The 13,311-nt window shown below is 60.6% G+C and carries 8 protein-coding genes; 5 read left to right on the top strand and 3 right to left on the bottom strand.

Features of this window, described 5'->3' with window-relative positions; all coding sequences use genetic code 11:
• Positions 1 to 341 precede the first annotated feature (341 nt).
• Positions 342 to 632: a translation initiation factor eIF-1A gene (eif1A, locus tag G6M89_RS07445; RefSeq protein ID WP_165161156.1), complete on the bottom strand. Its 291-nt coding sequence runs from the start codon at positions 630 to 632 to the stop codon at positions 342 to 344.
• Positions 633 to 772: 140 nt separating this feature from the next.
• On the opposite strand from eif1A, the gene G6M89_RS07440 reads away from it, so the two are divergent.
• Complete coding sequence (locus G6M89_RS07440) at positions 773 to 952, top strand: hypothetical protein (protein ID WP_054864181.1); 180 nt, start codon at positions 773 to 775, stop codon at positions 950 to 952.
• Between the two features lie 14 nt (positions 953 to 966).
• Here the strand turns inward: G6M89_RS07440 and G6M89_RS07435 are convergent, their stop codons facing one another.
• A complete protein-coding gene (locus G6M89_RS07435) occupies positions 967 to 2,940 on the bottom strand; it encodes a DUF460 domain-containing protein (RefSeq protein WP_165161155.1) in 1,974 nt (657 codons plus the stop codon).
• 49 nt (positions 2,941 to 2,989) lie between these two features.
• Positions 2,990 to 4,174, bottom strand: coding sequence for a PQQ-binding-like beta-propeller repeat protein (locus tag G6M89_RS07430; protein ID WP_165161154.1), 1,185 nt, complete (start codon positions 4,172 to 4,174; stop codon positions 2,990 to 2,992).
• Positions 4,175 to 4,552: 378 nt separating this feature from the next.
• On the opposite strand from G6M89_RS07430, the gene G6M89_RS07425 reads away from it, so the two are divergent.
• The 4 genes from G6M89_RS07425 to G6M89_RS07410 all read left to right on the top strand — a co-directional run bounded on the left by G6M89_RS07425 (position 4,553) and on the right by G6M89_RS07410 (position 13,242).
• On the top strand, positions 4,553 to 6,349 hold the full coding sequence (locus G6M89_RS07425; RefSeq protein WP_165161153.1) for a cellulase family glycosylhydrolase: 1,797 nt from the start codon (positions 4,553 to 4,555) through the stop codon (positions 6,347 to 6,349).
• Positions 6,350 to 6,530: 181 nt separating this feature from the next.
• Positions 6,531 to 8,936, top strand: a complete 2,406-nt coding sequence (locus G6M89_RS07420; RefSeq protein ID WP_165161152.1) for a fibronectin type III domain-containing protein — start codon at positions 6,531 to 6,533, stop codon at positions 8,934 to 8,936.
• Between the two features lie 259 nt (positions 8,937 to 9,195).
• Positions 9,196 to 10,932 (top strand): endo-1,4-beta-xylanase, encoded by a 1,737-nt coding sequence (locus tag G6M89_RS07415; protein ID WP_165161151.1) that lies wholly within the window; start codon positions 9,196 to 9,198, stop codon positions 10,930 to 10,932.
• A gap of 150 nt (positions 10,933 to 11,082) precedes the next feature.
• Positions 11,083 to 13,242 (top strand): cellulase family glycosylhydrolase, encoded by a 2,160-nt coding sequence (locus G6M89_RS07410; RefSeq protein ID WP_165161150.1) that lies wholly within the window; start codon positions 11,083 to 11,085, stop codon positions 13,240 to 13,242.
• The last annotated feature ends 69 nt before the right edge of the window (positions 13,243 to 13,311 follow it).

Raw genomic sequence — 13,311 nt, 5'->3', positions numbered from 1 at the left:
CTCACGATTGACGAGTAAATTCACTCAGATCGTGGCCGCGAGCGCGCTCCAAGCATCTCGAGGAGAGCACAAACCGGGGAAGGGGAGGCCCGTACACATGGTGGCAATAACTGGTGAAACAATCTACCCCCATAGCATCGGCGAGCGAGCGGTTTGAAAAACCCGAGCGAAGCCGTTCACCGCGAGCAGACGGTAGGCTGCGAGCGGGCCGACGACTGATGTGAACGAGCGAGGACGCGACGCTTTGCGTCGCTCCGCAGCAAGGAAACGGAAGGAGGAGCGCTTTTAATCGAATTTTTGCCGAGGGTCAGCTTTGCTGGCCCGCAGCGCAAAACTTCGTTTTACTGAATATGGCCTTCCTCGCGCAACTGGTCGGCGTCGCTCTTTTCGTAGCGCCACGTAATGTCGGCCTTCTCGTCCTGCCAGTCCCACGGCGAGACGAGGACAACATCGTCCTCGCGAATCCAGATGCGCTTTTGCATCTTGCCTGGAATGCGTGCCGTGCGTTCCTGGCCGTCTGCGCAGCGTACTTGGACTCGATTCGCCCCGAGCATATCGGTGACGGTCGCGAAGACCTCGTCGTCCTCTGGCATCCGGAGGTTCTTTCGACCGCCGTCTCCGTCGTCACTCATACCCTGAAATTCGCGGTGGAGGTGTTTAACCCTTTATCGATTTTCCTGCGCTATCCGACGGAATCTCGCCTCGAGTCGGACGACACCACGCAGAGTCGCGAAACCACGTCGTTTATTTCGGTCGACTGGCCACTCAGCGTATGATCGATAAAATTGGCCCGCTTGGATTCGTTGGAATCGTGGTATTGCTGGCTGGGATCGGACTGATCGCGTATGCGGACTGGATTATCGCGGCTGGGATCGCGCTCGTCCTTGCCGGCCTCGGCCTGGTCGTCAAGTCGCTCGTCTCGAGCGTGCTCCAGAGTTTCGGGATGTTCTGAGCGTTCTCCGATGATTACACTTCGTTATCGCCGGCACGGTGCTCGCTGATGAGTTGATCGACCATTTCGGCTTTCCGGTCGAGGCGGCGGTCTCGAGCGCGTTCGTGCCAGTCGTCGATGACAGCGTCGACGTCGTCCTCGCGGGCAACGGCGAGTTCGTCGACTTCCTGCATGGCGACATCGTCGGCAGGACCGACGGGAATGTCTTCGTCGAAGAGAATCTCGTCGGCGATCTCCGAAAGGCCACCTTTCTTCAGGACAACGCGTGGCTCGAAGCCAGCCAGTAACTCGGCGGTCGAGCGCCCCGCGCCGCTTGCATCGCGAACGAAGACAACGTCACTAGGGGCGATGCCGTACTGATCGTCGGCCTCCCGGATCGCGCCTTTGGTAAACTTCTCGATGACTTTGACGGGGACGAGCCCCTCTTTTTTCGCCGAGACATCGCTGAAGTTCGAGTGGTCGAGCTTCCAGAGGGCTTTCATCCGGTCGACTTTCGCCTCGAGTGCCTCGACTTCCTCGCGGGCCTCGTCGCGTTCGTACTCGAGGCGTTCTGCGGTACGGCGATGGCGGGTCACTTCGCGGTCGCGACGTACTTCCTTGCGCTCTTTGCGGCGTGCGGCTTCGAGATCGGACTCGAGCTCGTCAATTCGGTCGTCTTTCTGCTCGAGGCGGTCTTCTAACGTCCCGACGTGGGACTGGAGGCGTTCGACCTGGCGCTTGAGGTCTTTGATCTGGCGTTCTTCCTCGGTGAGTTCGCGGGGTTCGTGCTTGGTTTGATCCTCCTCGGAGTGATCATCGTCCTCGAGGTCAGTGAGGACAGCTTCGACGCTCTCTTCGCCGGCGACGACGCGAGCGGTGACCTCACCGCGGTCGAGTCCCGGCGGGAGCTTTCGCGCGATGCGCTCGAACTGGTCCTCGTGGGCGTCGAAGGCGTACAGCGCGGCCGCCATAGCGTCGCGCTGGTGGTCGTCATCGTATGGATCTTCGCGCGTGCGGTGTTGTTTCTCGTCGACGGGAAGGTCCGATTCGGGCGTCCAGCCTGCGGCGTCGAAACTGCGGCGGAATTTCTCGACCGTCTCGGGCATCGGCGTCACGTCCGCGGCGATAATGATCGGCCGGCCGCGCTCGACGATCCACTCGATGACGTCAGCGGTGTCGCTCATGCGGGAACTCCAGACGTCCAAGACCTCGCCTTCGAGCGAGGCGATGGCGACGGCGGTGGTCGTTCCGGGGTCGATGCCGACGATGACGTGATCCCGGCGTTTTGCGAGCGGGCGGAACTCGATGCCGTCGCGGCGTTCCCGTTCGATTTCGACGCGAACGTCGCCCGAACGATTTCGCGAGACGGGAATCTCGCTGGGTTTCGCCTCGACGGTGAAGATGGCGTTTGCGTAGCCGCCGTAGGACTCGCGGACGTCTTTCTCGTAGGCGAGATTTTCATCCTCGAGTTCGGATTCGACCTCTCGGGCGCGTGTGCGAACCGAGCCGTGGATGCGCCGCGTGTAGCGGTCCTCGCTCCAGCCACCGCTGCCGGTCGAGCGCCCGCGGGCGACTTTGACTTCCGTCGTATCAGTAAATGCGGAGACTTCGTGGCCGACGTTGTGGGCTGCGAGGCGGGCGGCGGCCTCAGCCTCTTTCATCGGCTCCTTCCCATAGGGAATTCCGTGGCGTTTCGCGACTCGAGAGAGCGGTTCGGGCTGTTCGGCACCCGTCACTTGGACGAGTTTCGTCCCGGTTGGCAGCGAACCAAGGAAGTGAATCAGCTGGTCTTTGTCGGCGGCCAGCTCGTACATGTTGTCCGTCGCGATAATCGCCGGCTCCTCGTCGTCGATCAGTCGTCGGAGCTTGCGGTGGGTGACGACATCCCGCTCGAGGTCCTCGCCGTCGTATCGGACCAGGGCATAGGAGGGGGCATCGCCGCGTACGTCACCACTCTGGATATCGACGCCGTAGACGACTGCATCGAGCGCACTCGTTCGCGTACTCACGGACGCCCCTAGGGGCGAACAAGGTATAAATGCGACGCGGGTTCGGGGGTCAGGTAACCGCGTAGCAGTGGCCGCCCGTCGTGGTGACGAACAGCGCGCCGTCGACGAGGGCGATGGTTCCGTTGCCGCCGTCGACCTCGAGGTCCCAGATGCGATCTGATCGCGGTTCGATACACGCGAGGTGGCCTCGAGAGGTTGCATAAACGCGTTGCTCGTCCGCGACGGGAAACACCGGTCTGCCAGGGGCACTGTCGCCAATCGGCACACCCCAGTTCGGTGTGCCGTCCTGCCGGTCGTACAGAAACACCGTCCCGTGCCACGACGGAACGGCAAGTTCAGTCATCGAGTCAGTGTCGACGACCGTCGGCGGGCCGGAAACTGACGGTGCCGACGTCTCCCAGCGTTCGTCTCCAGTTTCTCCCGAGACCTCGGCAAGCGTGTGTCCTGAACCGGTCATGCTGGCAGCGTAGACCGTTTGGTCGGTTGCCGCCGGCGTTTCTCGGACCTGGCCGATATCGATGCTCCAGTCCGCATCTCCGTCCGTCAAGAACGCGTGGAGTCCTGCATCGTCACCAACGTAGACACGACCGTCGTGTACTGCCGGCCCACCGATGATCGGCTCCTCGAGCGAGACGCACCAGCGTTCGTCGCCGTCGGTCGTATACGCACAGACCTCGCGTTCCTCGGCGGTACAGAAGTACACTGTGTCGTCGATGACAGCCGGGGATCGAAAGACGCCGCTGGAGCCGGGGTCCGAATCCACCTCGTGTGACCACTCGACATCGCCGTCTCTCTCGAGTGCGAACAGGCCGTGATGGGTGCCGACGAACACGTGGTCGTCGTCGGCGGCCGCGCTACAGTAGTAGCCACGACCATCGGCGGCAAGTTCCGCGTCGAAGAGTTCTGTCTGCCACGCCTGCGAGCCGTCCGCCTCGAGCGCGGTCACAGTCGAACCGCCGGCGACGACCACCGTCTCATCCACGACAAGCGTCGCAGGAACGTACCCATCGTCGACCGGGACCTCGACGTCCCATCGAATTGCTGGGTCCTCTACCGGACCGGTTACGTCTGGCTGCTGTCCGGTTGCGGCCGAGTCGTACTCGACTCGAGGCCACTCGGTTGAGACTTCGAATGAGTCGGTGCTTGAGGAGAACGGACGCGATCCGAGACAGCCAGCGAGGCTACCCGCGCAGAGAGTAGCGCTCCCAGCGAGAACCGAACGACGGGCGGGCATACGCGAACTTGCGGAAAGGGAAGGTATAGGATTTCTGAAGAGTCACGGGTGACGAGCAGATCGACGGGAGACGCGTGCTATCGGCGACTATCGATGGATCGAATCGATGAGAATGCACTCGAGTCGTTCTGGCGCCGTGGTCGATTTTCTTACAACCTCTCCTGGAGACATAATATTTAGTCTTCTAGAAGTAAATTTCATATCGTATCTCGAGTAAGTATGTCGAGAGGGTCGTTGACGGCCCTTTGCGTTCCGCGGCTCGAGGCGTTCGCAGCGGGATGCGATCAACTGACCATGACCGAGAACACGAATCCATCTGACCGAGCAGCACAGGCAACTGGCGGGCGTCGAGGAATCTCGACGTCACGGCGGTCTATTATGAAGGCAACTGGCGCAAGCGTCCTCGCAGTTGGTGGCCTTGGGGCGGTCGCCGGCAGTGCAGCGGGGCAGGCAGCCGATCTGCCGCCGCTTGCACGCGACGGAAACAAAATCGTCGACCCGAGCGGGAACGAGGTAATTCTCCGTGGCGTCAACATCGCCGACCCGGGCGAGCAGAGTCGTGACTGGCGCGGACAGACCGCACCCGAAACGTTCGAGTTGGCGACTGACGAGAGCGAAGGCTGGTACACGAACATCGTCCGCATCCCGGTTCAAGCTGAGTTCATCTCCGCCGGTACGCAGGCACCAGAACCGGGACAGATGCCACACGGCGACGACTGGGGACCGCTGCTCCCCGGCTCGTTCGATGCGAGCGACGTCGAGTGGTACTGCCAGACGTATCTCGACGAACTCGTCGACATGGGTGCCGAGCGCGGCGCTTACGTGATGATTGACTACCACCGCCACTATCCGGTTTTCCACCAGGAAGACCACGCAAACCACGATATTCCGTACGACATCTGGCAGTGTGACTCCGATGGCGGCGAAAGCTGGCGCAATTCGGAAGTCTGTGGCGAACGCGGCGTTCTCTGGCACGGCGAGGACCAGGTCGACGACATCTGGAGTCTTATCGACGACCAAAACATCGTTGAAGCGTTCGACCTCGACGAAGACGATATCTACCTCGAGCCGGCTGAAATTTCGAACGCGCTCGACGACGAACTGCACACGTTCTGGGAGGTCATCGCCGACCGGTATGCAGGCGACGACCACGTCATTTTCGACGTCTACAACGAGCCAACCGGCCCGTACGGCGGCGACTGGGGCGGCCCAGAGCGTCAGGCAGGTGAACTTTCCTTCCCAGAGCAAGCACCGGGCGAGGCCGAAGGCGACTACGACGTTCGACTCGACGAGATGAAAGGCTGGTACGACCTCTGGCGTGACCGTGCCCAGCCGTGGGTCGATACGGTCGAGGAGAACGCACCCGGCCACCTCATCACGATCGGCAGCCCACGCTGGAGCCAGTACGCCTACTGGGCACCGTACAACGAGTTCGACGCCGAGAACATGTGTTACACGGCCCACGTCTACACGCAAGAAGACATGCGGCCACTCGGCGACTACATCGGCGAGCCATCCGAGCACGTACCGATCTTCTTCAGTGAGTTCGGCTGGATCGAAGGCGGTGGCAAGGAAGTCGATACGCCGTGGATGGACTGTACGACCGATCCCGACCAGGATCCCGAAGACGCCGACTGTGAGCCGTTTATCGAGGGCTATGAGGAGTTCCTGCTCGAGTACGATGTCCACCCACTGGCGTGGTGTTTCGACCACAGCTGGGAGCCGCACATGTTCGAACACGGCGACCCTGGCCCAGATGGCGAATCCGGCGCACCCGATGCTGATGACTGGATGGACTACCTGAACGAGGACACACCCGGTGCCTGGTGGCACGAGTGGAACCAGGAAATGGCTGGCGACCGCGACGAGTTCGCCCCCGGTGACGAGCCGTATCCAGATGCTGACAACGAGAAGAACTCACTGCACATCGGCCCGGGTCCGATTGACGCCGATGACGACGGCATCCAGGTCGGCGACTACAACGCAGAAGACACCACCGACGACGGCCTGCACAACGACTTCACCGGCGATGGCGACACCACCCACGACGACGTGACCGCCTTCTTCGAGAACCTCGAGGACGAAAACGTACAGGGCAACCCTGATGCGTTCGACTTCGCCGGCGACGGCGAGGTCAGCTTTGCAGACGTCGTGGAACTGCTCAACGAAATCTAAGCACGCACTAACATACTCGAGATGGGGCCGGTCAGTATCGACCAGCCCCCATCATACTCCGAGAAATAGAGATAATATTAATTTATTCAGCCGATAAAAAATCTTATTATCTGTCGGAATAGAGCTGTAATATGTGTCCCTTCCATCGCTGGCGGGCACGAGCGAGAGAGCGAGCACCAGCATGGAATCGGAGACAGCAAGCGAGGAGACACCCACAATGAACGACGACACGACAACCCACGCGACAGACGAAAAGGACGCAGAAGATCGCACACCGACCTCACGCCGCACCTTCATCAAAGCTGCCGGCGCGAGCGCAGGCGCGCTCACACTCGGTGCCTCAGCGGCATCCGCACAGGACGTTCCAACCATCGTCACCGAACTGGCTGACGAACAAGTCGACCCCGGTGAAACGACAACGGCAACGGTTTCGCTCGAGGATGCCCCAGTCGGCTCGGCCGGCGTCAACGTCACGCTCGAGGTCGATCCCGATGTTGCACTGATTACTGAAGTCGACATCAATAACTCGTTGCTCGAAATCGAGCTGAACGACGAAATCGAGGAAGCAGGCGGCGGCGTCGACTCGATCTTGCTTCCACGGATCGCTGACATCGAGGAATCCGAAGTCGAAGTCGGAACCTATCACATCGAAGCCCAGGAGGAAGAGGGCGAAACGACCCTCGAACTCGACGAGTTCGCACTCACCGACCCGGACAGCGACGTCATCCGAGAAGCCAATTACGACGCTCCGACGCTGACCGTTGGCGAACCCGACGACGAGCCGTCGCCACCAAGTACGCCAACAGACCTCGAGGTCGTCTCGACGAGCGAGAGTTCCATCGAAGTCGACTGGAGCGCCGACGCGAACGCGGCCAGCTACAACGTCTATCTCGACGGCAGTCTCGAGGACGAAACCAGTTCCGCCGGCGCAACGTTAAGCGGTCTCGAGGCCGACACCGAGTACGAAATCGGTGTGAGCGCAGTCGGCGACGACGGCGACGAGACTGACACTGAGACGGTGACAGCAACGACGGACGAAGAAGACGACGAGCCGCCGGAAACGACGACGGTAACCGTCGATCTGGCAGACAACGAGATTGAATCTGGCGAGACGACGACTGTCGACCTCGGCCTCTCGGAGGCACCCGACGGCCTGCTCGGCTTTACCGTTGACCTCACCATCGATGACAGCGTCGTTTCGATCGCTGACGCTGACATCAGCGACACCTTCCCAGACACCTCCGAACCAATCAGCTACGTCGATATCGATGGCGACACTGTCCGTCTCAGTGCCATCGAACCGCTCGACCCCGGTACGACCGACATCGACTTCGGTCACGTCGAACTCGAGGGCGAAGACGCTGGCGAGACCGACATCGATGTCGAAATCGTCCGCATCGAGGATCTGGATGACGAAGATATTGAGGCAGACGTCGAGTCTGCAACGCTGTCCGTCGACGGTGAAGAGCCACCGGAAACGCCAACGATCACGGTCGATCCAGCTGACGACGAGATCGACACTGGCGACACGACGACCGTCGACCTCGGCCTCTCGGAGGCACCCGACGGCCTGCTCGGCTTTACGGTCGATCTCACCGTCGACGATAGCGTCGCCTCGATTGCAGACGCAGACATCAGCGAGCCGTTCCCAGACACCTCTGAACCGATCAGCTACGTCGATATCGATGGCGACACCGTCCGTCTCAGCGCTATTGAACCGCTCGACCCCGGCACGACCGACATCGACTTCGGCTACGTCGAACTCGAGGGCGAAGCCGGCGGCGAGACCGATCTCGACGTCGAAATCGTCCGCATCGAGGATCTGGATGACGAAGATATCGACGCAGACGTCGAATCCGCAACCCTGTCCGTCGACGGTGAACCAGTCGATGAGTCGCCAGTCGTCCCCGAAGACCTCGATGTCGCCGAAACAACCGAGAGTTCCATCGAGGTCTCTTGGAGCGCCGACGCAAACGCAGCCAGCTTCAACGTCTACGTTGATGGCACGCTCGACAGCGATACCACGACCTCGAGTGCGACGGTGACGGGTCTCGATGACGACACCGAGTATGAAGTCGGCGTCAGCGCCGTTGACGACGATGGCGACGAGACCGACACCGCAACGGTGACGGCGACGACCGACGAGGACGACCCTGACCCAGGCGAACCGGGCGATTACTCCGAATGGGAGTCCGACGTCCTTTACGAGGAAGGCGAGCGCGTCTCCTGGGAGGGCGAAGACTGGGAGGCCAAGTGGACGAACCAAGGCCAAGAGCCCGAGTACGACATCAACGGTGCCTGGGAACCACTCGACGGCGAGATTCCACTCGAGGACGATCTGGCCGAACTGGAGCCCTCGAGTACATCCGTCTCGGCTGGCGATCGACTCGAATTCAGCGTCACCGACACGTCACCGAACGACGCCTGGATTGCCTCACTCGAGTGGGACTTCGGCGACGGCACGACCGCCAGCGGCTGGTGGAACGACCACACGTACGACTCGAGTGGAACCTATACGGTGACACTGACGGCGACGGACCAACTCGATCGTCAGTCCACTGACGAAGTCGAGATCACCGTCTCCTAATCGGAAACACAGGGGTGCTGGCATCACACCCTGTCATCACACTCCCGATATGCACCCCGTTGGGTAGTTTTCGGGCGGACGCAATCGAGTGATGGTCGACCGACCCGATATTATATCCTATTTTTACTAGATAATATTTATAATTATCACTGTGTAATATACGTGAATAGCCGAGTGAGTCGATCACGGACGCGACTGGAGAGCACCCGGCAACCTGGAAACAACCGATAGACGTGGCCGATCACTCGAGCACTCAACTATGACATACGACAAGACCGATACGACGAGATCGGAGCAAGCGGACCGAACCGATGGCGACCAGCCAGTAACAGACAATGCAGAACGTGACGTCACAGCCGCACTCGAGCGTCGTGACTATCTGCGGAGCATAGGCATTGCAGGACTGGTCGGCGGGCTTTCCGGCCTCGGCGTTACGGCGGGCAGCACTGGAACCGTCGGTGCACAGGAATCCTGGGAAGCCGACGCGGACGAGCGTATCGAACAGTACCGAATGGGTGACCTCGAGGTCGTCGTCGAGACTGAGGACGGTTCGTCTGTCACGGACGCAACGGTCGAAATCGAACAGCAGGAACACGAGTTCGGCTTTGGGTGTATGGCCCACGCCGAGTTCCTCACGCGGGGCAGTGAGTGGGGCGAGGATATCTACACCGACGAAGATCAGGAGCGCTACGCCGAAACCCTCGAGGAGCACTTCAACATGATCGTCCTCGAGAATCTCCACAAGTGGAACATCTGGGAGGACGACACCGAGATTGCCGACGACGCGGTCGAGTGGGCGCGTGAGCGAGACATGGACGTGCGCGGTCACGTCGCACTGTGGGGGAATATCGACGCGCACGCGATTCCGCCGCGGGTCGTCGAGGCGATGGGCGAAGACTGGGAGGAAGCCGGTGAGCCGGATCACGACCCCGACTACGTCGTCTCCGAGTCAATGGATCACATCGAGACGATCATCGAACACTACGGCGACGACATCACGGAGTGGGAGATCGTCAACGAGGTCTTCCACGAGCCGGCGATGATCGAGGCCGTCGAGGGCGACAACGTTACGCCGGAGACCGCAGAAATCCTGGGCGACTGGTACGAGTTCGGTGAAGAGGTCGCCGACCGGTACGACATCGACATTGCGGTCAACGACTATAATACGCTCAACGGCGACCACGGCTACGCCCGCGACCAGTACCATGACCAGATCGACTATTTGATGAACGAGCGTGGGATTGATCTCGACGGCATCGGGATGCAGTCTCACCACTATGAGCACGAGCGCATCGATCCCGACACGATGATGACCCGGCTCGACGAGTACGCCGAGTACGGCGCCGGCCTCAAGGTCACCGAATTCGACATGTTCGGTGACGGCTGGGATCGACAGATGCAGGCCGAGTACCTCCACCAGTTCCTCAAGACGTTCTTCAGTCACCCCGAAGCCGAGGACTTCCTCATGTGGGGGCACTGGGACCCGGTCCACTGGGGCCCGGAAATGGGCGACGATCCGGACGCACCGCTGTACGAGGAGGACTGGACCGAAAAGCCGGCCTACGACGAGTACGTCGACCTCGTCTTCGATGAGTGGTGGACCGACGAGTCGGGGACGACCGACGCCAGCGGCGAGTTCGAGACCGCAGTGTTCCACGGCGACCACGAGGTTACGGTCACCGTCAACGGCGAATCGGCGACCCAAGAGGTCTCAGTCACTGACGCCACTTCCCCTGTCCAGTTGGAAATTACAGTCGATGGCGACGGAGAGGGCGACGATGACCCAGTCGTCGGCGACTACACGCCCGAGGATACGACTGGTGATGGCCTCCGGAACGACTTCACCGGTGACGGCCAGACCACCCACGACGACGTGACCGCCTTCTTCGAGAACCTCGAGGACGATGCGGTCCAGCAGAACGCGGAAGACTTCGATTTTGCCGGCAACGACGAAATCGGCTTCGCGGACGTCGTCGACCTGCTTCACGACGTCTAGGACGTGGTAGAACGGGAGCAACAGCGTAGCCTCCCCACATAATTATTTCACTTTATTAGTAGTTAGTTTTAATATAATCTATACTGTAATATTAGCTGTCTTCGCAGGAAACGCGGGACAAGAACACTGCGAGCAACTGACGAGGCGACAATGAGCAACAACAACAATAGCAGACGGCAGACGGGCGAATCGACGAATCAGAGCACAAAACGACGGGCATTAGACCGCGCGAGCGAACAGCCGACGATCAGGATGTCGCGCCGGTCGATGATGCGAGCAACAGCCGGTGCAAGCGCGGCCGCAATCGGGCTGGGCGCAGGCATTACTGGCAGCGTTGCGGGCAACATCAGCGAGTTTGAGGACCTGACGATTGATAGCCAGAACCGAATCGTCAACGAGTCGGGCGAACCGTTCAAGATGCGGGGGGTCAGCATCCCTGATCCGAAGCGACTCGACCGGACGAGCCAACTGCGAGGGAAAACCCCGCTACAGTTGCTCGACATGATGACCAACAACGACCGTGGCTGGTATCCACGCGCTATCCGCCTGCCTGCCCAGCCACAGGACATTGGCGAACACCCGATGGGCCACGCCGGTCCGGAGTACTTCGACGACGATGGCAACCTACGCCCGGAGGCTCCAGATATCGAGAATCCGGACGCAATTCGTGACAATCGACGGGCGATGCAGCCGCCACAGCCCGTCGCGTTCACCGAATCCGAACTCGAGGATTATCTCGAGAACTACTACGACCCACTCGTCGAGCGCTGTAAGGAACGCGGCGTCTACGCCATCGTCGACTTCCACCGTCACTGGCACGAACAGCCGCCGGGAACGGAAGACCCCGGCGCGGCAGAGAATCACCTGCCATACGACAGTCCGTACACGAACTACTGGGCGTACAACACGTACGAGGACCAGTACGTCTCCTTCGACGAGACAACGCCGGCATCGTGGGGTCACGTCGACTCGACGTACATCAACGAAGGCGACCACCAGTACCGAGACAATCCGGATGAAGACTGGGCTGGCATCGAAACCGATGCTGACATCCCTGGCACGCCGTACGAGTACGACAACTGGCAGGTCAACGAAGAACTGCTCGAGGAGGCGTTGCTGTTCTGGAGCGTCGTCGCCGACCGGTACGCCGACGAGCCACACGTGGTCTTTGAGCCGTACAACGAGCCAACGGCGCCAGGTATCTGGGGGCCAGTTGAGGGCTGTGGCGCGCTCAAACAGGAGCCGCTGTGGGAGACGTTCGTCGACGACTTCATGGGGCCGATCATCGACGAGATTCGACAGCACCAGCCCGAACAGGTGCTGCTGGTCGGCGTCCCCGGCTGGTGTCAGTCGCTGCAGGGACTGTACTGGTACGACTTCAACGACGCCGGCTACGACAATATCGCCGTCACCTGGCACAACTACGCCGGCCACGACGTGAGCCAACTCAACAACTGGTTCAACGATACGAACTACAGCTGGCACGAAGACATCGCTGCAGAGACAGACGGTGAGTTGACTGATCCATACATCGAGCCGGATCAGGATGTCTACGAAGACTCGTGTTACGGCTGGGAAGGCTACGAAGCCGCCGGCTTGCAGGATGCGATGGACTTCCATCACATCTCGATCAGTGAGTTCGGCTGGATCGACGATCCAGAAGTTGCCCACTGGCTGCGCGGGACGACCACTGGCCAGGGGACGCTACCAGAGTACGGCATTCCGTTCTTCGACCAGATCGAAGACGACGACCGCATCAGCTGGATCGCCTGGTGTGCCGACGTTCGCTGGTACCCAACGATGTTCGAGTTCCCAGAAGGGCCCGACGAAGGCGACCTCGTTGACGAGGTTCTCGTCAACGACAACTTCTACGACACCGACCTCGAGGACATCTGGGCAGCGCTGCCAGACGGCGCACCATGTCCCGATGTCGAAGACCAGCCTTGCGAGTGGGAACTGCTCGGCGGCGAAGACAGCGGCGAGTACATCAAAGAGCAACTCGAGGTTCACCGCGACGATCTGGTGCCGTTCGATCTGGGGACGACCGACCCCGGTTACGACGATCCGGACCTCTACAACGGCGAGCCCTCGGAGGGTATTCAGGTCGGCGAGTACACGGCCCAAGATACGACTGACGACGGCCTGCACAACGACTTCACCGGCGACGGTGAGACGACCCACGACGACGTGACCGCCTTCTTCGAGAACTTCGAAGACGATGGCGTCCAGGACAACCCCGAGGCGTTCGACTTCACCGACAGCGGTGACGTTACCTTCTCGGACGTCGCTGAACTGCTGCGTCAGCTGTAAGCCGCGGTCACAGCGACTCAGTATCGCATTCCAACCACACGCTGCTGACACACATTTTCACATATATTT

Source organism: Natronolimnobius sp. AArcel1 (assembly GCF_011043775.1).
Classification (GTDB): domain Archaea; phylum Halobacteriota; class Halobacteria; order Halobacteriales; family Natrialbaceae; genus Natronolimnobius.
The sequence above is the reverse complement of the archived record's forward strand: the minus strand, read 5'-3'. Positions and strand labels throughout refer to the sequence as shown.

Bases quoted from the DNA above. Each gene is read 5' to 3' on its own strand.
- G6M89_RS07420 (WP_165161152.1), top strand. From the start codon at position 6,531: ATGGAATCGGAGACAGCAAGCGAGGAGACACCCACAATGAACGACGAC.
- eif1A (WP_165161156.1), bottom strand. From the start codon at position 632: ATGAGTGACGACGGAGACGGCGGTCGAAAGAACCTCCGGATGCCAGAG.
- G6M89_RS07425 (WP_165161153.1), top strand. From the start codon at position 4,553: ATGAAGGCAACTGGCGCAAGCGTCCTCGCAGTTGGTGGCCTTGGGGCG.
- G6M89_RS07430 (WP_165161154.1), bottom strand. From the start codon at position 4,174: ATGCCCGCCCGTCGTTCGGTTCTCGCTGGGAGCGCTACTCTCTGCGCG.
- G6M89_RS07415 (WP_165161151.1), top strand. From the start codon at position 9,196: ATGACATACGACAAGACCGATACGACGAGATCGGAGCAAGCGGACCGA.
- G6M89_RS07440 (WP_054864181.1), top strand. From the start codon at position 773: ATGATCGATAAAATTGGCCCGCTTGGATTCGTTGGAATCGTGGTATTG.
- G6M89_RS07410 (WP_165161150.1), top strand. From the start codon at position 11,083: ATGAGCAACAACAACAATAGCAGACGGCAGACGGGCGAATCGACGAAT.